Annotated in this window: 11 protein-coding genes; all 11 read left to right on the top strand. The window is 42.8% G+C overall.

The features are described 5' to 3' along the window. Positions 1-12: 12 nt before the first annotated feature. On the top strand, positions 13-1,143 hold the full coding sequence (locus JXR81_09380; protein MBN2755052.1) for an HD domain-containing protein: 1,131 nt from the start codon (positions 13-15) through the stop codon (positions 1,141-1,143). Then, a complete protein-coding gene (locus JXR81_09375; GenBank protein MBN2755051.1) occupies positions 1,136-2,614 on the top strand; it encodes a diguanylate cyclase in 1,479 nt (492 codons plus the stop codon). Before JXR81_09380 ends, JXR81_09375 begins: the two co-directional genes overlap by 8 nt. Beyond that, the gene (locus JXR81_09370) at positions 2,604-3,998 is read left to right on the top strand and encodes a GGDEF domain-containing protein (GenBank protein MBN2755050.1); all 1,395 of its coding nucleotides are present in this window, start codon (positions 2,604-2,606) and stop codon (positions 3,996-3,998) included. The genes JXR81_09375 and JXR81_09370 overlap by 11 nt, the downstream gene beginning before the upstream one ends. Positions 3,999-4,071: 73 nt before the next feature. Further along, a complete protein-coding gene (locus JXR81_09365) occupies positions 4,072-4,653 on the top strand; it encodes an RNA polymerase sigma factor (protein ID MBN2755049.1) in 582 nt (193 codons plus the stop codon). A 60-nt stretch (positions 4,654-4,713) separates the two neighbouring features. Next, complete coding sequence (locus JXR81_09360) at positions 4,714-5,550, top strand: hypothetical protein (protein ID MBN2755048.1); 837 nt, start codon at positions 4,714-4,716, stop codon at positions 5,548-5,550. A gap of 63 nt (positions 5,551-5,613) precedes the next feature. After that, complete coding sequence (locus JXR81_09355) at positions 5,614-7,926, top strand: carboxypeptidase regulatory-like domain-containing protein (protein ID MBN2755047.1); 2,313 nt, start codon at positions 5,614-5,616, stop codon at positions 7,924-7,926. Between the two features lie 858 nt (positions 7,927-8,784). After that, positions 8,785-9,735, top strand: coding sequence for an NAD(P)-dependent oxidoreductase (locus tag JXR81_09350; GenBank protein MBN2755046.1), 951 nt, complete (start codon positions 8,785-8,787; stop codon positions 9,733-9,735). 102 nt (positions 9,736-9,837) lie between these two features. Further along, positions 9,838-10,866, top strand: a complete 1,029-nt coding sequence (locus tag JXR81_09345; protein ID MBN2755045.1) for a LacI family DNA-binding transcriptional regulator — start codon at positions 9,838-9,840, stop codon at positions 10,864-10,866. Between the two features lie 300 nt (positions 10,867-11,166). Beyond that, positions 11,167-15,021 carry a glycoside hydrolase family 9 protein gene (locus tag JXR81_09340; GenBank protein MBN2755044.1) on the top strand — a complete coding sequence of 1,285 codons (3,855 nt, stop codon included), beginning with the start codon at positions 11,167-11,169 and terminating at the stop codon, positions 15,019-15,021. A 135-nt stretch (positions 15,022-15,156) separates the two neighbouring features. Beyond that, positions 15,157-19,320, top strand: a complete 4,164-nt coding sequence (locus JXR81_09335) for a DUF11 domain-containing protein (protein MBN2755043.1) — start codon at positions 15,157-15,159, stop codon at positions 19,318-19,320. 154 nt (positions 19,321-19,474) lie between these two features. Further along, on the top strand, positions 19,475-21,271 hold the full coding sequence (locus tag JXR81_09330) for a hypothetical protein (protein ID MBN2755042.1): 1,797 nt from the start codon (positions 19,475-19,477) through the stop codon (positions 21,269-21,271). Positions 21,272-21,583 lie beyond the last annotated feature (312 nt).

Below are 21,583 nucleotides of genomic sequence, written 5' to 3'. Positions count from 1 at the left end.
AAGGGGATGATAATGGATTCTGATGAAGAAGTAAAGCAGCTTAAAGAATACATAAAAAACCTGGAAGTCATTAACGAAGGGTTAAGGCAGTCTTTTGAAGAACTGACAACCCTTTACAGGCTTGTTGATATTATCGCGGAAGCAAGGACGTTAGAGCGAGTCCTGAATTCACTTCTGGACCTTGCGTCAGAAGTTATTCCGTGCCACGGGGCCCTGCTGTTTTTAACTGATGATTCAACCGGCGAGCTTGATGTGGCTTTAAAACGTAATATCAGCAGAAAAATAGAGAACAAAATTAACCTGCAGAATAAAAAGAAAGTTATTGAATGGGCGTTAAAAAAAGGCAGGACAATAGCGCTGCCTGACATAGAAGAAGAAATTGACGACAGCGACAAGCTGACTTTTGTGCTTGTGCCTTTAATCGCGCATGATAAACCCGTGGGGCTTCTTGACCTGATAACCGAAACGCCGGAAGGCGATATCACCAGCAGGGATTTGTCGCTGCTTACAATTCTGTCCAAACAGGCGGCCCTGGCCATTGAAAATGTAAAACTTTATGAAAGCATGAAAAAGGACGAAGTTAATATAATAAAGGCGCTGTCCACGACTGTTGATGCCAAGGATCATTACACTTCGGGTCATTCCCAGAAAGTGTCGGAGTATGGAACCCACATCGCGGAAGAGCTGATGCTGCAGGAACGGGAAATAGAGATAATAAAATATGCCGGGCTTCTGCATGATATAGGAAAAATAGGAATGCCTGATGAAATTATTAAAAAACCTTCCAAGCTTACCGAAGAAGAATTTTTAATTATCAGGGATCACCCGGTGATAGGCGCGAAAATTATAAAAGAGATTGATTCCCTTGCGGCAATTGTCCCGATAATTCTGCACCATCATGAAAGGTACGATGGAAAAGGTTATCCGGATAAATTAAAAGGGGACGAAATACCCATCGGGGCCAGAATAATTCACGCGGCAGACGCTTTTGATACAATGGTTTCCGCAAGGGCTTACAGGGATATGCTTCCGGCTGAACTGGCCATTTCTGAATTAAGGAAAAATTCCGGAACCCAGTTTGACCCCGTGATAGTGGACGCTTTTATCAGATACCTGCGTAAAAGCGCGGTGTTTAATGGATAGGCTGCAGGTCTTAAATACTTATTATTTCCGTAATCACAGGAATAATGCTTTTATCGTTGTTAATTCGGCCGTTCTGGCGCTTATAAGTATTGCCATGGTGATCCTTGCCCTTATGCTTGACAACCCGTTAATAATGGCATTAGGCCTGTTTTCAATGCTTTATTCATTTTTTTCCATGGGCAAAACTGCCGGCCTTATTTACGGCCTGCTGTATGTCTTTGTGAATTTGACTTTCTTTTTAAGGACAATGCAGGGGGAATCTCCCGTGCCTTACGCCGTATTTGTGGCGCTTGCCGTAATTTTTTCTTATGTGTCAATTAAGTGGATAGAAGACATAGAAATGAAAGAAGGGCAGTATGAATTATGGGAAGGCGAAATAGAAAAAGAACGTATAGAATTCACCGAAAAAATTAATAAAATCCACGGAGTCATAGAAGCCAACAAAGGAAGGATAAAAAATTATTTAAAACTGAATGAAATAGCGCAGAAGCTTACGTCCGCCCTTGACAGAAAAGTTATTGTTAAAATAATAAATGACGGCATGAACAGTATCCTTGGCGACAAGCAGGCTGAATTTATGCTGTTAATCCGCAGCGATGATAATGACATGTTTTATCCCGCGCTTGAAAACCATGAAAACGAGACTTTTATCCGCGGCACAATAAAGGTATACAGAAAAGACCCTTTTGACGACTGGGTTATAAAAAACAAGTACACTCTTATAATAAAAAACATTGATGAAGATTTCAGGTTTAAGCTTGTAAGGCGTGACTGGATTAAGTTTAAATCCATGATAGCCATACCCCTTATAGTCAATACCAAGATTATAGGGCTGCTTAAATTCTATTCTGATGTCCCGAAGATGTTTGACGCGGAAGACGCAAGGCTTTTAAATTATCTTGGAGACCTTTGTACCAACGCGGTGCAGAATGCCATCCTTTATACAAAAACACGCGAACTGGCTACAAAAGACGGCCTTACCGGCCTGTTTATCAGGCGCCATTTTATGGAAAAACTGGATGAAGAGTTTAAAAGGGCAAAACAACTTAGTGAGACTTTTTCTTACCTTATGATAGATATAGACCATTTTAAGGAATGCAACGATACGCACGGGCATACGTTCGGCGACAAAGTGTTAAAAATGCTGGGTGAATTCTTAAAGGATAATTTAAGGGATGTGGATATAATAGGGCGTTATGGAGGCGAGGAATTTGCAGTGGTGCTTCCCAACACCAACCTTAACGGGGCAAGGTTTGTGGCCGAAAGGCTTCGCGCGAATTTTGAAAAACTTATTATAAACGTTAATGAAAACGAGAAAACAAGGCTTACGTTAAGCGGCGGCGGCATGGAATTTAACAGCAGATGCAAACTTGGCGAGATGGTCAATAACGCGGATAAAGCGCTTTATCATTCCAAGGAAAGCGGACGAAACAGGATTACTTTCTGGGAGGATATAAGCGATGAAAAATAGATGGTTGATCCTATATCCCGCTTTTGCGGCAGGCGCCGGCATAATATTTCTGATAAACCGTTTTTTTGGCCGTGATACAGCCGATTACGCGGTTTTCTTTCTTGGAATTATGATTCTGCCCGCTTCCAGGGGAAATGCGCGTGTTCAAATGAATATATTTACAGCGTTCGCTGCTGCCTGCACGGCGGCATTATTTTTCCCCCTTAAGGCATTGTCTTTGCCGGCGTTTATAATTAGCTGCCTGTGGTATCTTGTTATTTATCTTTTCTCGGTCCCTTTCGCGCGCAGCGAACTTAAACTTAAGTTAAGGGAAGAAGAGATAATGAAAAAAAAGAAAGACCTGGAACTTGTCAAGACCAGCTCCGTCAGCCTGGCGGAAAAAGAAGATATGAATGTGGAAAGCGAGATAAAGGGTATCACATCACTTTATACGGCAGCCAAGGGGCTTAGTTACGCCTTAAAATACGACGATATGGCGCAGGTTATAAAAGAAATACTTAAGAAAGTCCTTAAATATAACTTTGAAATAGAACCGGATACGGTTAACGTGCTGCTTATATTTAAAAAAGGGGTTTCTTTTTATGTAGCGTCTTCCATGGGGTATGATGAAGAATATATAAAGGAAAAAGAGAAAGAAATTATAAAATCCGCGGTGTCTGACAACACCGCGCTTGAAATATCTTACACGGCATCCGCTCCGGACAGTATGGATTTTCATAAAAGCGTCCTTAAGGTGCCTTTTGTGGTTGAAAAGAAACTGCTTGGCGTAATGATTATTTCGGGCGACAAAGAAAACCTGTTCAGTGAAAAACAGGTGGAAAGCATGAAAATACTTGCCAACCAGATAGCAATCTCGCTTGAAAAGGTAAACCTGTACGAGGAAATACAGCAGATTTCGGTCACTGACAGTTTAACCGGCCTTTATGTGCACAGGTATTTTCAGGAAAAACTGGAAGATGAAGTTAAAAGGGCGGGCAGGTATGACAATCATCTGTCCCTTGTAATGTGCGATATAGATTTTTTTAAGAAAGTAAATGATACCTACGGCCATCTTGCGGGGGATTTTATTCTGAAAAATATCGCCATAATGCTGAAAAACAACACAAGCCCGGCGGATACCGTTGCAAGATACGGCGGCGAAGAATTTGTAATTATAATGCCTGATACAGAAAAAGAAGCCGCGCATATAAAAGCGGTAAAGATAAGAAAAGAAATAGAGAAAACAAAACTTAATTTTAACGGAACGATAATTAACGTGACTTTAAGCATGGGTGTTGCCACTTATCCGGGCGATGCCATTTCAAGGCGCGGCCTTATAGACCGCGCTGATAAAGCGCTGTATGCTTCAAAGCATAACGGCAGAAACAGGGTCACCAAAGCGTAACTGTGTTTTTGTTTTTAATTTATACCGCTGTTTTTATCTGACACAAAAAACAAACTATAAGGAATGTTTATATATGCCGGATTTTGATGAACAGGATATAATACAGAAGTCAAAGCTGAATCCCGCCGCTTTCGGGGATTTGTTTGAAAAATATTATAAGCCTATATTAAGATACGCGCTTCATAAGACCGGCAGCGCGGAAATCGCGGCTGATATCACATCTGAAACTTTCTTTAAAGCCCTTAATAAAATCCACACTTACAGATATACCGGAGTGCCTTTTTCGGCGTGGCTTTACCGTATAGCAGGCAATGAGATTAATATGTATTTCAGGAAAAGAAAATATGAACCGGTATTATATGAAGACGCGATAGGCGAAGAAGGGGTATTGGATAAAGAGTCAGCGGAGGCGATAGACCATGACCTTACGCAGGCGCAGGAAGAAATTGATAATAATAAGGATTATCAGGATGTTAAAACAGCCCTTTTTGCTATGGATTCAAAATATCAGGATGTAATTGTCTTAAGATTTTTTCAGGAAATGACAGTGCCGCAGATTGCGGAATCGCTGGGCAAGAACCAGGGGACTGTTAAATCCCTGCTTTCAAGGGGCCTTACGCAGTTAAGAAAAAAACTTGAAAAAAGCAAAAAATAAACGCAACGCTTTGCCTGAACCTGCATTATAAGAGTAGGAAAAAGAAAGGAGATGATGAAAATGGAAGAAAAAGACCTGATAGAAAAGCTTAATAAAGCCAGATTATCAGAGATTAATAACGAAACCGGCAGGAAATACCTTAAAAATGCCCTTATAAATTATGCGGTTTCCAAAAACACCGTAAAAAAACCGGATTTTATACACCGCTACGCTGCCGCTTTGTCAATTGCGGCTGTGTTTGCTTTTACAGCGGTTACAATATTTGTCGTGGACAACATGGATGACGGCGATAAATTCAATAAAAACGGGGGCGTATGGTCCACATACAGCGATGTTCATCAGGGCGGAAATTCATACGTCTGGCCGCCTGAATTTAACACTCCAGGTGAAGGTTTCATAATGAGCAGGCCCGGATACGGCAATACCGGCTGGGCTGTGCGTATTACGGGAACCACGGGAAGTGTGTTGGGCTACAACTATAATTATATAGGCGTTGTGGTACGGTTTGATAATAAATCACAGTGCCCGCAGTGCCAGGGGTCTGATATTTCAAAATATAACGGTATAAGGTTCAAGATAAAAGGAAATACCGCGGGAGGAAACGTTCATTTTATTCTTCCGCATGAATCCAATAATTGTATAAAAGAAAGAATGACCTGCGAATCCCTTACCAATTACGCGGATTATCAGAAAGAAATCACGCAATATATAACCGGCGACTGGAATGAAGTTAATATTGTTTTCAGGGACGATTTAAAGCAGCCGGACTGGGCGGGACGTAAATACGCCGCGGATATTGAAGACGTGCTGAAAAATGTCCACTTGTTTAAGTGGCAGCATAAAAACGGCAGCGGCGCGGCGGTTGAAATATGGATAGATGACGTGGAACTTTTTTAGGTAAACAATAATATAAAAAAATGAGTCAAATAGATGTAATAAAAAAAAGAAGGAGGAATTAAAATGAGGACAAAAAAAGCAGTGATTTTGGCAGTAACAGCGTTTGTTCTTCTTTTCTCGGCATCAATTTTTGCCGAGGGTGCCTCCAATCAGAAGCCTTTATGGGGTTTTGATTCGGGCACTACGGAAGGCTGGCACGGCGCAAACAAGTACGCTTCAGCGTGCTCTGTGGCAAAAGGCGCGGAATTTGTAACAGGCGGTACATCAGCTTTAAAAATTAACCTTACAGGGGTCAAGGGCTGGAATCAGGATGTTGCTTTGTTTGAAGGGCCTTTTTCCGCGGATTTTCACAAGTTAAAAGAGCTTACAATGGACGTGTACGTACCTGAAGCATCGGTAAAAGGAATGACTTACCAGGAGATGTATTTTGTAATTTCCGGGAAGGCAAACGCGTGGTACCAGTTAAAGAAGCAGATTAAGCCAGGAATGAATGAAGTTGTATTTCCGATAGACAACACCAAAGTAAAAGGCGAAGTGTGGAAAGTATATATTGTTGTAAACAGCACTGAAGCGTGGTCAGGCCCGATATATGTTGATTCAATAAGGGGCAAACTTTTAGGAGAACCGGCGCAGGTTAAGGGGACTGTTAAGGACAAGGCTTCCGGAAAATCCCTTGAAAAAGCGCTTGTGGTAATCGGCGACCAGCTTTTAAAGACCGACGGTTCGGGAAATTTTTCCGCCACAATTCCTGCCGATGAATATAAAGTTGTGGTTGTAAGGGACGGTTACAAAGACAAGACAATATCTTCCGCTGTTGTTGCGGCAGGCAAAGATAATAATCTTGGCGCGATAGAATTGATAGCGGAAGCGGCTCCCAGGACAAAAGTCTCGGCTGTCACAATAGACGCTTCCAAATCAATAAGAAAGCTTCCCATTGACAAACATAAAATGTACGGCAATAACCTTGCTGCATGGCATCCGGTAGCCGCGTACAGGGACAATACGACCGTTTCAAAGATCAAAAAACTTGGCGTGTCTTTTTTAAGGATACCGGGAGGAGACTACGGCAACCAGTACGACTGGAAGACAGGCGAAGTATATAACTATGACGGCGGGGTAAGCTGGACGCCGGAATTGAATTATTACGGCGGAATGGTGCCGTTTATCAAGAGAATGGAAAAAGAAATGGCAGGCTTTGAAGTAATGCCGATATTAAACGTAATGACACCCGATTCTAAATCAATAGATGAAAGGGTGGACTACCAGATACAGTGGCTTCAGGATATGAAGAATAAGGGTATCAAGTTTAAATATGTTGAAGTTGGAAACGAACCCGACAACAAGCCGCACTGCCTTGGGCCTGCGGCTGCCTTAAAGAAAGGTTCGTCGGTAACGGCGCTTATGAAATCGCCGACATCCAAGAAAGTAACACAGTGGTGGACAAGTATAGACAATGTAAGCAATGTGTTCAACTGGACAACGTATAAAGTTAAGAAAGCATTCCCTGATGACAAGTTAAAATTAATGGGGCCATGCCCGATGCAGCCTATGAACCAGGAAAGGCTTGCGGGCGAACCATGGCTTGCGCCGAAAGAAGCGCCTTACTGGGTTGAAAAGTTCTTAAAGAAATCAGCCAAGTATGTGGACACGCTTGCGATACACGAATACCCGCTTTGGGCAAATAACAACGCCATCGCGCTTTTAAAGAAACCACAGCAGACGTGGCCTGTGTACATGCCAAAGTTCAGGTCGTGGATAAAGAAGTACGTAAACAGCGTGCCTGGTCAGGAAAAGAAATATATTGAAGTGGCGCTTACAGAATGGAACTCTGGCGAGGAAAATTCCATGACAGCGTTAATTGAAAATGCTTTATTCTGCGCTGACTACCTTGGTTCGTTTATGAAAGAAGGCGGGGACATGGCGTTTTTCTGGGATCTATTTACGCAGAAACCTGGACAGGGCGGCGGACACGGTATGTTTGACGCTGAAAATGACCCAACAAACAGGTCATCCGAAAGGGGCCATTACTGGCCTGTAATGTTATACGCGCAGAAGTTCGGTACAAATATGGTAAAGTGCGACTCCAATAACCCTGACCTGTCAGTATACGCGGCAACAGGGGACAACGGAAAACTTACCATCATGGCAATAAACAAGACCAAACTTTTCGCGGCTGACGCGACAATAGCTATATCCGGCACCGGAGTTGGCGGCGGCAAGGCGTATCAGTTCAGCAAGAAAGAATACGTCTGGAGCAAAGATTTGTACAAGGCAATTGTGAACGACGGCCCGTCAGAGATTAACATAAACGGCGGAAAGAACTTCAAGTATACATTCCCGCCATTCTCTGTAACGCTGCTTGAATTAAACAGGTAATATAAATAAGCAATCCCAAAGCCCCGGAGCGCCCGCTCCGGGGCTTTTTTTATTTGTTGTGGTGTTTGTTTTGGTATTTATGTTTTGTCAATTAATGTAGAGACGCAACATGTTGCCTCTCGCTTTTGTCTTTTGTTGTCTTTGTACGTGATGTGCTCCTGCGTGTCCGGTATTTTTGATATTTCGGATTTGTAGTGGTAGGCGTGCTTTTTTAGGGCGTTGCAGTTGATTTGTTCTTTGCCTTTTCTTCCGTCCCTCCGTGCATCTGTCCCTCTGTCCCTCGGTTTTGCTGATCCTCCGTCCCTCCGTGCATCTGTCCCTCCGTCCCTCGGTTTTGCTGACCTGCCAAGCCGCCGCCTTCCCGGGCTTGGGTATATTTTTTCAGCGCGTGCCGCAAATAGGTATTCTTGCAGGCAAACAAACTTGAAATCAACAAGTGTGTTAACGTCATTGGCGGCCGGGAACTTTCGGCACATACGGATTTGCCGGCGTAGCATTAAACCGCTTCTGCCGTATACATAGCAGGTTAGGGCGGCACGCACTGAAAAAACACACCCAACCCCTGTAAGGTGTTAATCTAATTTTCGAATCTCGAATTTCGACATTTTTTGTTTTGTTATTGAATGTATGCAGTGGTAGGCGCGCCTTTTAAGCCGCGGTTGGAGCGAGCCTGCGAAGCGGAAATCCCGGCAATGAAGCGAGCTTGCGAGCTGAAGCAGGCGGGACAGTTTATTTGTTTTTGCCTTTACTTCCGTCCCTCTGTGCATCTGTCCCTCTGTCCCTCGGTTTTTCTGACCTGCCAAGCCGCCGAGCTGCCCAAAAATCCTGCTATAATTATTAAAAGGGGGTAGATGGATAATGAAGGTTTTAATAACGGGCGTTTCGGGTAATGTTGGATATTTTCTGGCGAAATATCTGGTATCAAAGAAAATTCGCGTAATTGGTATTGATAAAAAAGACAACGGGCTTATTAAACACTCAAAATATTTTAACTTTATCAAAGCGGACGTAGCTGACATTATGGCAATAAAAAATATTTTCCGGGAATATAAGCCGACGCATGTAATACACCTGGCATATCTGATGAAATCACTTCATAATAAGGAGAAGGAGCATAATATTGACGTCAACGGCACGGTTAACGTAATGGCCGCGGCTGACAGCACAAAAAGCGTGCGGCAGTTTCTGGAATTCTCCTCCGCGTCCGCCTATGGCGCGTATAAGGATAATAAACCGTGGATAAAAGAAAATCAGCCTTTAAATCCGGGCTGTTACAGATACGGTGTATATAAAAAGGAAGCCGAAGAAAAACTGCTTTCATTTAAAAAAAGGGCGGGGTTAAAGCTTGTAATAGTCCGCATGTGCACGGCAGTGGGGCCGGACGAGCATAAAAAAGGCGGGCTTGTGGAACTTATTGTAAAATCGCCGTTTCTTATAAAGTTCGGCGGCAAATACTGTGATGTACAGTTTATTCATCAGCATGACCTGCAGAGGATAGCGGAAAAGATATTAAAGGATAAAACGATTCATGGAATATATAACCTTGCCCCGGATTCGTATTGTTCTGTTAAAAGCCTTTTACCGGATAAAAAGTTTATAAACCTGCCGGTAATTGCCGCGGAAATAGCGGCATTCATTACCTGGCATCTGCGGTTGTCAAATATCCACCCCGCGTCAATTAAGTTAAGCGCGTACGGCATAATAATTTCCCCGAAAAAACTGATAAAACGCCTTAATTATAACTTTAAATATTCCACGTTAACCGCTTTTAAAGATGTGCTTAACAGCGGTTTCTTAAAACAAAAATAGAAGGATATGTTAACATTATTTTGTTACAAGAACTTTTAAAGAGTAAACGTTGTTTTTATTTTTGTTATTGTATATAATGTACAAAAAATTAACGGAGAAAAAATGAAACCTGTTACAATAAAAGATATAGCGAAAAAAATTGATATCAGCTATTCAACTGTTTCCAGAGCGCTGAATAATGATGAGAAAATCAACATTGATACAAGAAGATTGGTAAAAGAAACCGCCGAAGCCATGTCGTATTTTCCAAATTTAACAGCCCGCGGGCTGGTTAAAGGCGGAGCGGAATCCATTGCTTTTATCAGCACCCGTTTCGCGGCTCCTTTTATTTCAAGTATTTTGGATACCTTTGAACAGGAAGCTTTTTATTCCAAAAGGTATGTTCATGGAATTATACCTTATTCAACCAGAAATGAAGGCGATGTCAGGGATAATCTTTTGAAAAGCATTTTAAAGGGTAGAAAAGCTGATGCTGTTGTTATGCTGACCATAAAACCGCCAAGAAAAATACTTGATGAATATAACAGGGTGGGGATTCCGGTGCTGCTGATAGAAAACAGGATGAAAGGCGCGTATTCAATAACCCTGGATAATAATGCCGGGGCAAAAGCCGCCGCGGAGCATCTGATAAAGAGAGGAAGTAAAAATATCTGTTTAATTGTGGGGGAAACGGTTCAGCCGCCCAGCCGTGAAAAACATATTGCGGCCGTCGAACGAAAAACCGCTTTTTTAAATGTACTTCAAAAACACGGGGTAAAATTAAAAGAAAACTGTATTAATACGATACATGCGTATACGCATGAAGAGGGAAAAGAATCAGTGGACCGTTTTTTGAAAAATGGAATTAAACCTGATGCTGTTTTTTGTGCCGCCGGTGATATAGTTGCTATGGGGGTTATGGAAAGGTTAAAGGAATTAAAATACAGGATACCGGAAGATGTTGCTGTCATAGGCTATGATGACATATTGGCGGCCAGGCATTTAAATCCGCCGCTGACCACTGTAAGGCAGCCGCTTGAAGAAATAGGGGCTATGGCATTTAAAATGATTATAGACGCAATTGACGGAAAAAATATTAAAAGAAAGAGTGTTTTAATAAAACCGGATTTCGTAATAAGAAAATCGGCTTAAAATTTTGAATTTTTTACCCAATATTTGATATAAAAGCCCGCTTTTACACCTTATATATTATATAGCGTTGACAAAGTATTATGCGATATGCTATAAATACCTTATAAAATACATTTTTAAAACGTTTTAAATTTAAAACGTTTTAAAAACAGGTAATAACACAAATAATACTCTGATTTTATAAAGGTTTCTGTATTGTGCAACGTGATTCTGTTTTTTGGAAAAGTCTTCAGGTGTTTTTGAATAGCGGAGATTTAAATTATAAACAGTCGGATTTTGGATAATAAAAGGAGACTGCATATGCGTAAATATGTAACGGCGTTATTAGTGATTTTTATTTCTTTGCCTGTTTTTTCAGCGCCTGTATCACATATGATAACAGTTGATCAGATAGGTTACAGGCCCGCCGCTGATAAATTTGCGATGATAAAAAATCCCATTACCGGACAGGATTCGGCGGTTACATATGTCCCCGGGGCTGAAGTGCAGCTAAGGCGGGCTTCTGATGAAACTGTTGTGATGACTATTCCACTGACAAAATGGAACGGCGGCGCGGAGGATACCGTGTTTTCCGGCGATGCGGTATGGCATGCGGATTTTTCTTCGTTTGCAGTCCCTGGAACTTATCATGTTTTTGACCCGGTTAATAATTATCAGTCTTATAACTTTGAAATAGGTGATACTATATATAATAGAATGCTGGAAGCTTCTGTTAAATCATTTTTTTATCAGAGGTGCGGAACCGAAATTAAACCTGCTAATGGCGGGGTGTGGAGCCACGCTGCGTGCCATATGCAGCAGGCATCCGCGCATCTTTATGACAGCGGCCTTGGCGGCGATCAGGGGGCGGCAAGCGCGCGTGATGTAACAGGCGGATGGCATGATGCGGGAGATTACAGAAAATACGTGACATTTGCCGCGCCTGTGATGTGGACAATGCTGCATATGTATGAATGGTGGCCTGATAAATTCTCGGATAATACAAATATACCCGAATCAGGAAATGGAGTTCCTGATGTATTGGATGAAGCTAAGTATGAAATTGACTGGCTGCTTAAAATGCAGAGAGCTGACGGCGCGCTTTATTCCGGCGTATTTGTCGTGACCGGAATAAACGGGACTAATGACGGGCACGGGGATCCCAGCCTGGAAGACAGGCCGTTTTTTTATGCGAATTTTTCCACTGCGGCGACAGGTACAGGGTGTTATACTTTTGCTTTGGCGGCAAAGTTATTTGCGCCTTACAGCGTTTCGGGCGGGCCGTATGAAGGTTATTCTGCAGTGCTAAAGGCAGCCGCGGAAAATGCATGGTCTTTTCTTCACGCAAATCCAGGAAATATTCAGTACAACCACACAAATTTTCAGAATGCGAATGCGAACAAGTCTGATCACGAAGACCAAAGGTTAAGGGCGCTGTCTGCGGCTGAACTTTTTGCTTTGACCGGAAGTACAGTATACAGGGATTATTTTGACGGAATTTATGATGATCCGGCAACCGCTGATAACGGGTGGCATCAGCCAATTGCGCAGAATTATTTTGAAACAGCCGCCTCTGAAGCACTGCAGATGGCAATGGTATCTTATGCCCTTGCTCCCGGAGCGACAGTTTCTGTTGTAAACGCAATAAAGACTTCGCTTAAAAACGGGATAGAATGGAATATAACATCCAATATTGATGATGACCCATATAAATCACATATATGGCCCGGGCATTATACATGGGGTTCAAATCAATTCAAGGCAGTATGGGGATATATCCCTGTATGGGGTGTTAAGCTTGGCGTTAATCCCGTAAATACCGCTTTATATAACAGGACTGCCGAAGAATATGTTCACTATTTCTTCGGCAGAAATGCTTTTTCCATGAGTTTCCTTACAGGGGATAACCTTGGGACTGAACACCATATATCGCAGTTCTATCACGGCTGGTTCTGGGACGGCTCTGTTTTTGATACGAATCCGGCGCCGGGTTTTCTTTCCGGCGGGCCAAATAATAATTATGAGCAGAATACAACTGACAGCGGCGGAACTGTAATGAATCCGCCGGGCGGGGAGCCTCCCGCGAAATCATACAGGGACTGGAACACAAACTGGCCTGACTGTTCATGGTCTGTAACGGAAAACGGCATATACTATCAGGCAAAATTTAATTTTCTTCTTGCCGCTTTTGCAGGGCCTGTGGGGCCTACTCCGACGCCGACACAAACGCCTACTGACACACCATATGCCGGCACGCCTACATTTACATATACGGCGTCAGATACACCGACAACAACACCCACGTTTACGGCGACTTTTACGCCGGACGTAAATCTATTTAACACATGCGATATACTTACATATAATGGTATTTGGTCAGGGGCAAATTCGGATATAACCTTAAATAGCACGAATGTTTCCGCTATAACTCAGGGTTCGGGAGCGGTTCAGATAAATGTTACCACAACAGCCGGATGGCAGGACGGTGCGGCAATGCTGTCGGGTTTCAGCCCGGGTTTATGGAGCAATGTTGTTGAACTTAGAATGGATATTTATGTTGAACCGGGCAGCGCCCCATGGGGTGATACTGACGCATGGCACTCGCTTGCGCTGTATGCGGATGCTCCGGCAGCTTCTCCGGCGCCCAAGTGGTACAGAAGGATAGCTGCGGACAGTAACCTGACAGAAGGGATGAACAATGTTGTATTTGTAATAGATTTCAGCCTGGACACAGAGGCTGATCCCATACTTTCTTCGGATGTGCTGGACAATCTGCGTTTTGTAATCAGTTCTGAAAACGGAGGCACCGGAACCATTTATTTTGACAATATGGTAATAGTTACATCAGGAACAGGCGCCCCTACGCATACCGCGACGGCTTATGACACGGAAACATTCACGCCCACAGATACACAGACTCAAGTTCCGCCGACCCAAACATTCACGGCGACAGATACAGAAACGCTGATAGCGGCGACAAACACTTACACATACACGCCCACAGATACACAGACAGAAATACAGCCGACTCAAACTTTTACGCAAACGGAAACAGAGACGGGGATAGCATCGACAAACACTTACACATACACGCCCACAGATACGCAGACACAGGTTTTGCCGGTCAATACTTATACGACGACAGAGACAGAAACGGTTATAGCATCGACAAACACTTACACATACACGCCCACAGATACACAGACGCAAATACAGCCGACTCAAACATTTACACACACAGAAACACAGACGGATATAGCACCAACAAATACTTATACTTACACACCGACAGATACCCAGACACAGGTGTTTCCAACTCAAACTTTTACACAAACCGAGACAGACACGGTTATGGCATCGACAAACACTTACACATACACGCCCACGGATACGCAGACACAAGACGCTTCAACCCAGACTTTTACACAAACCGAGACAGAGACGGTTATGGCATCGACAAACACTTACACATACACGCCCACGGATACGCAGACGCAATTATTGCCGACCCATACATATACAGAGACGGCTATGGCATCGACAAATACGTACACATACACACCTACGGATACGCAGACACAAGACGCTTCAACCCAGACTTTTACACAAACCGAGACAGAGACGGCTATGGCATCGACAAACACTTACACATACACGCCCACGGATACGCAGACACAATTATTGCCTACCCATACATATACACAGACAGAGACGGAAACGGCCATGGCGTCGACAAATACTTACACAAACACCCCCACGGATACGTATACACAAATACCGCAGACTCAGACATTTACGCCAACCGAAACATATATGCCGGTTAATACTCCCACATATACCCAAACGCCTGAAATAAATATACATATAGAAGCCGATAACGGCTTATCATCTTTTTTCTATCCAAATCCCGGTGCTCCCGGACTTGAAAGATACCTTGCTTTTAAATTGGAAAATAGTTCTGAAAGTGTTATATGTAATATATATACTTCTTCGTTTCGTCTTGTGGAATCGAAAAAAATACAGGGGCCTTTTGTAAGCGGGTGGAATACCGTAAAAGTCAGCGGCGGTGTGTTTGGCGGGTTGTCAAACGGCGTTTATTATTATGTGTTAACCGCATGCTTTGGGGAAAAAACAGAAAGAATTACCGGCATAAATAAATTTATAATACTTAAATGATTATTTTTTAATTATATGTCCGGTGTAAGCGGAATAACATCAGGAGAATAAATGTTATCAGTATCGTTTTTTCAGAACCGTAAAAAACACGCGGCAAATCGCATTTTGCTGCGTGTTGGTCTTGTTATTTTTTTAATGCTGACTGCCTGTTCAGCCCGGGCTTTTGATACATATGCCGCATGGGCTGCCCCCGGGGGTTCTGTACTTGGACACATGTTTATTTACACCTGTGACTATCCCTCAACGGATTTAAGCCTGCGGTACGCGGCAAGCGCTGATACGGAAATGACAAATATAGAAGGTACGTGGAACGCGGTAGGCCCTTATAGGCCGGTTGCCGTGGTTGGCCCGTTTTCAGAGAGGTATTTCAGGCTGACAACAACATATCCTGTTATATGGGAAGTGGAGGAGTTTATAGCGGGGCATACAGCCGACAGCCATGATATTCTTCCTGCCGCTGATTCAGGAAATGATTATATTGGCTCTGTTTTTCTGACATATTTAAGGGATGATGCAGGAGAAACAACTGACCCCGAACACGGAGACCAGATAGCGGTAATAAACCCGCCTTCGTCTTCAGGCCCGATAACGGTTTCTGTAAGCAGATGGAATGGAACCGATTGGGGCGCTGTTATATACAATTCGCCTTCTATTGCCGCGGGAGGCATCTGGATGTGGAGTCCCGAAGCGGCCGGATTAGGTTATCTGGAGGGAGGTACAAACGCGGCTACTGCGGGGCATTACAGATTTGATGTGTCGGGCGGGGAAGGCATTTTCTGGAAAGGTAATTCATTCGCGCCGGCTTCCGGCGGTAACAGGGATAATGTCATGCTTAACGGCGTTGATGTTAATACGGGAAAAAAGATAGGGACAGATTTGGTGGGCGCGTGTGTTGACGGTGGAACGGCGCCGCATATAGTTGTAAATAATCAGGGTCCTCTTCCGGCATCATTTGAAGTTCTCCGTTTTAATCCGGCGGCTGCAGGCACTTCCTGGCCCGTAAGCGGGCTGAATCCCGCGGGCACGTGGAGCGTTATTGACACAATAACAGGGCTTGCTCCGGGCGGCAGTTATTATATTGACGGCGCCGCGTATGGAAGCGTAGCGGGTTTTTACAGGATTCGATCTTTAAACAGCATTGATATGACCGTTTCATTTGGGGGTTCACTGATTCAGCAGCAATGGTGCGACGGTGATTATCTAATTGCTTCAGACACCCAGCGTCCTTACGGCCATATTTTCAGTTTTGGGGGTAAGTTCTATGATGCGCTTGGGGCGCTTCAGGTCAGGGCAATAGCCCCTAATGCCGGCACAACTGTTACTGTTACGATTACAAGCCCTTCGGGGACTTTTACGGTTCCTTTTATTAAAACAACAACCGTACCGCAGGCAGGCCTTGATTTTCCGCTGCTTCCGTCAGTGGAAGAAAACTATGTGTGCAGGATAGAATCTTCAGATATTATTTACGCGTATGTAATGTCAAATGACAACGCGAAAGGCGAAACTTTCTTTTCAGTCCCGCCACCGTTATATCCCATGCTGCTTGTAAGTAAAAGCGCTGACAGGACAACGGCAAGCCCGGGGCAGACTGTTACATATTCAATAACTGCGCAAAATGTCGGGTCATCTGAACTTACTAATTGTGCGGTGTGGGATACGATTCCGGCGGGAACATCTTTGGTGTATTCAAATCCGGCTTATTCTGCGGCGTCAATACCTCCTTATTATTTATGGCAACTTGGGACGATGGCCGCGGGCACAAAAAATACAGTTGAATTTGCCGTTGTAATTGATTCGGGTTTGGATATGGAAATTAAACATAACAGGGCGTCAGGGACTTCTGATGATACGGAAATTTTTGAATCAAATGATGCGCCTGTTACAATTCTTATTCCCGGATTGAATCTTGAAAAAACTGCTGATCAGGTAATAAGGCAGCCGGGCGAAATTGTTACGTACACCCTTGTTTATTCGGATCCCAGGCCGCCGGTTTTTGCTCCTGTAACCGGACTTAATCTTGAAGTTGCCGGGGGAACCTGCGGCGGGCAGTCAAGGTCTTTAAAATACAGAATTACAAATAATTCAGGGGCGCCGATTGATATATCTAGAATATCCATAGGCGCCTGGGTTTCTGATTCACAGGCAGCCGCAGGCATAGGATTTAATAATGATTACGGAGGAAATACCAGCCCTTATGTCTGGGGCGGGCCTTCGTGGTCGGGGACTGCCACAAAATTAAGCCCCGGAATATATCTGCCTTCAGACAGGCAGGCGGATATAAAAATACTGTGGTATCCAACGGTATCACTTATGCTTCCTAATGCAACCCAGCTTTATGACGTGCAGCTTAGGAATACTGACGGAAGCAACTGGGACAACTGCCTTGATGATTACAGCAGGGAGTCGCTGACTTCATATATCAATAACAGGTACTTTGTCCTGTATTATGACGGCCAGATTGTAAAAGAACAGTTATCGCCCGGTGTGGATGATCCGGATTCCGGAATTGAACCTTATACCGTAACGATATACGATACTGTGCCCGCGGAAATTGATTATTTGGGTGCGGATTCTGGCGGGGCGCTTTTATCGGGAGTTATTTCATGGCTTGCGCCTCTTGTATCTCCGGGTCAGGCAATTACCGTAAACTGGTGGGGAAGCGTAAAGGCGGGGATATCAGGAACAATAATACATAATGAAGGCGCGTATGTTGCGGGCACTGACTTTGGAATTTCGGAAGACGCCACTGTTGAAGTTCCAATGATATACACGCCGACTTCAACAAATACCTGCACCCCGACTTTAACAGTGACGGATACAGCCACTCCCACTTTTTCTCCAAGTTCAACGCAGTCATCCACGGCAACATGTACCGTTACCGGGACTCCGACATTTACCGCCACGCCGACATTCACCGCCACGCCGACATTCACCGCCACTTCAACTCCCACAGGTACCGCGACATTTACCGGCACTTCAACTCTTACCGCTACGGCAAGCCCCACTATAACAATGACTTTATGGGAATCAATGACAAGTACTCCCACATTAACCTGGACTCCGTCTATAACTGTTACTTTCACCCCATCTGTGACTTTAACGGTTACTAATACGGCAACCCTGACATTTTCTGAAACCACAACTGCCACTGTTACCGTTACGCTTACTTCAACTCCTTCGATTACCCACACACCGACAATTACCATGACTTTATGGGAGTCAATGACAATAACCGGTACAAATACCCCGTCTCCGACAGTTACAAATACCGCAACTGCTACGGCCACTTCAACTATAACCGCGACATCAACCCCTACCGCGACAATAACAATAACAAACAGTTTTACTCCCACTTTTACCTCTACAGCTACAATCACACAGACCCTTTGGGAGTCTATGACAATTACACGGACAAATACGCCCACTTCAAGCGCGACAAGGACTTTGACAGCGACAGGTACATTTACATCAACCGCTACTAAAACTGCAACTTCAAGTATTACGGCAACTTGCACCGGTACCCGGACAATAACAATCACGGTTACCGCGACTTTTACATCAACTATAACACCCACAATGACTTATACTCCGACTATTACCCTGACAATACCGGGGCTGCCTGTAGTGCCAAAACTGAATCTATCCGCGTTTGGGGAAGAACCGGAAGTGGGTGCAAGATTCACTTATTCATTAAAAATACATAATGATTCATCTTCGGATATTCATAATATGAGAATTTGGGACAGCCTGCCTGCCAATATCAAATTTGTGGAAAGTATTTTTTCGGAAGATCCTGTTATTGTATCCGGCAATTATGTGGAATGGGACCTTTCCGGTACAGTGTATGAAAATTTTAAGGCAGGGCAGGTTCTTGTTATTGAGTTTGTGGTTGAAATAACACAAATTACTGATAATGACCTTATTATCAATGAAATAACCATTGATTATAATGATCCTTATTATTTTGAAGGAGGGCCATACGGCAGGCACCCAGAAATCACATCCAATGCGGCTATGTATCCTCAGGACAGGGTGGTTATATTTCCCAATCCTTTTAATCCAAGGACAGCCAGGGGGAACGTCCTTAAATTCCTTAATGTTATACCCGGTTCTCTGATAAATATATATACAGTATCAGGGGAGCATGTAACGACAATTAAAGCGGCGTCGATTCTTGAAACCTGGGACGGAAAAAATAATATGAGAAAAATGTGTTCCCCCGGAATATATTACTGGCTTGTCATAAATCCTTACAACAATTCCATAAATAAAGGCAAATTATTTATTGTAAGCAAATAAGCCTGATAAATTTATTTGTATGGATTAGATCGTCAGGCTGATAAATGTGTGGGCGGTTATTTTTATTTAATGGCGAGGGCTGTCATTGCTGAAAATTCAATTTTTTTGTTTCAATTAAGATGAGGCTAATACAAAATTTAGGGGTGTGTTTTAAATGACAGAAAGGGCTCTTATGGAAAACCGTAAACAGTATCGTATTGTATTTGTTTTAGTATTTGCGCTGGTTGCGGTTTTAGGCGGTTTAACAGCTGTTTATTTTTATTTTGAGGAAAAAAGAGATGCTTACAAAGATATTGTATTCAAGGAGAAACACTGTCTCAGGCAGATCAAATACCTGATAGAGAGCCAGATAGAGATGGCAACCGCAGATTTGATGATCTTGTCCGAAATAACACACATGCTTTCGCCTGTAAAATCAAAAAATAAAGAACGTTTGGAAAGGGAATTTTTGACATTTGCCGCAGAAAAAGGCAAATATGACCAGATAAGGTTTATTGATAACAACGGAATGGAAGTTATCAGGGTTAATTACGGCAGCGGTAAACCATATGTAGTGCCTGAAAAAGACCTTCAGAATAAAAAAGGCAGATATTATTTCAGCGATGTTATCGGACTTAAAATCGGGGAGGTATTTGTGTCCCCTCTGGATCTGAATATTGAATACAAAGAAATAGAGAAGCCGCTTAAACCCATGATACGTTTTGGCACCCCTGTTTTTGATGAAAACGGGGAAAAAACAGGTATTGTACTTATCAATTATTTTGGAAGTTTGATATTTGAAGAAGTGCGGCATGAACACCAGTCTAATGCAAAGTTGTACATGCTGAACAGGGATGGTTATTGGCTGTTTGGATATGATGATGAGAAGGCGTGGGGTTTTATGTATGATGACAAGATGGATGAAGTATATGGTAAGTATTATCCTGAAATTTGGGAGAAACTTGAAGGTGTTGCCGGTGAAAAGTCAGTTGATATGCTGATTAATGACAGCCTTGTTATTGTTAAGAAGATATACCCTTTGAAAAGGGCGCAGATTTCAAGCACGGGGCATAAAGAGGCTTTTTCTCCAAGCCTGGGGTACCTTAAAGGGAATGAGTATTTCTGGACTATAGTTATGCAATATGATAAAGATGTTTTAAATAATGCCATGCTATCGATAAAAAGACAGTTTTATATCTCTGTATTTATGGCGTTTTTGATATCTTTCGTAATTGCATATTTAGTTTCAAGGCATTTTTTGGCAAATTTCAGAATAAGAGAATCTAGGAATAATCTGATAAAAGTTCACGGCGAACTGGAACAGTTCGCCCATATACTGTCCCATGATATGCAGGAACCGCTCAGGATGTCTATACTTTTCACTCAGCTTTTAAAGAAAAAGTACAAGGAACAGAATGAGGAAATTGACGGATATATGAATGAAATTGTAAACGCCTCTATGAAAATGAGGAATTTGTTAAACGGCCTTAGGGCATATCTGGAATCAGGCAAAACGGAAGAGTCCGCTGTTAATATTAATAATATTGTTGATGAAATACGCGCGGAAATGGAACTTGAAACCGGAAGAAAAGATGTCGAATTGTATTGTGGTATGCTGCCTGTAATAATAACATCGGGGGCATGCGTTAAACGTGTTTTAAAAGAACTTATAAAAAACGCCGTCAATTTTAATGATAAAAAGACAATAAAGATAATCGTTGAAGCTTCAATCCGCGATAAAAAGATAATTATTTCAGTCAAAGACAACGGCCCCGGTATAGATGGAAATTATGCCAAAAAAGTATTTGAATTGTTTGAAAGGCTGGATAATAAACCGCATGAGTCAAGCACGGGGGCGGGGCTTGCTGTATGTAAAAAAACAGTTGAAAGCCTGGGCGGCAGAATATGGTTTGAATCCAAAAGGGGCGAAGGGACAGCTTTTTATTTTACAATACCAGTTAAAAATAATTGATGGATAAGCGTATAAGATAAGGATATAGAATGCGGAATGAGGCGTTTTTTTATCCGTGAATTTTTTATATGCGGAATTTTTCGGATATAAAATATCAGAGATAGATGATACGTGCGGTGTCTAAGTGTTAATCAAAGATATTTTTAAAAATAAAGAAATGGAAAGTTTCCACGATATTGAAAGCCGTGAAATATGAAAAAACTGCATTGTACTTGTTTTTCGTTTTTAAAAATTGTAAGATGAAGTGCAACATTTGAAGTAACAAAAAGTCCCACTGCTCACTTGTGTTATTATGTTGTTTGTGAGAACGAC

This window comes from Candidatus Goldiibacteriota bacterium (assembly GCA_016937715.1).
Classification (GTDB): domain Bacteria; phylum Oederibacteriota; class PGYV01; order PGYV01; family PGYV01; genus PGYV01.
Note: the sequence above shows the minus strand (reverse complement) of the source record. Positions and strands in the feature narration are given on the sequence as shown.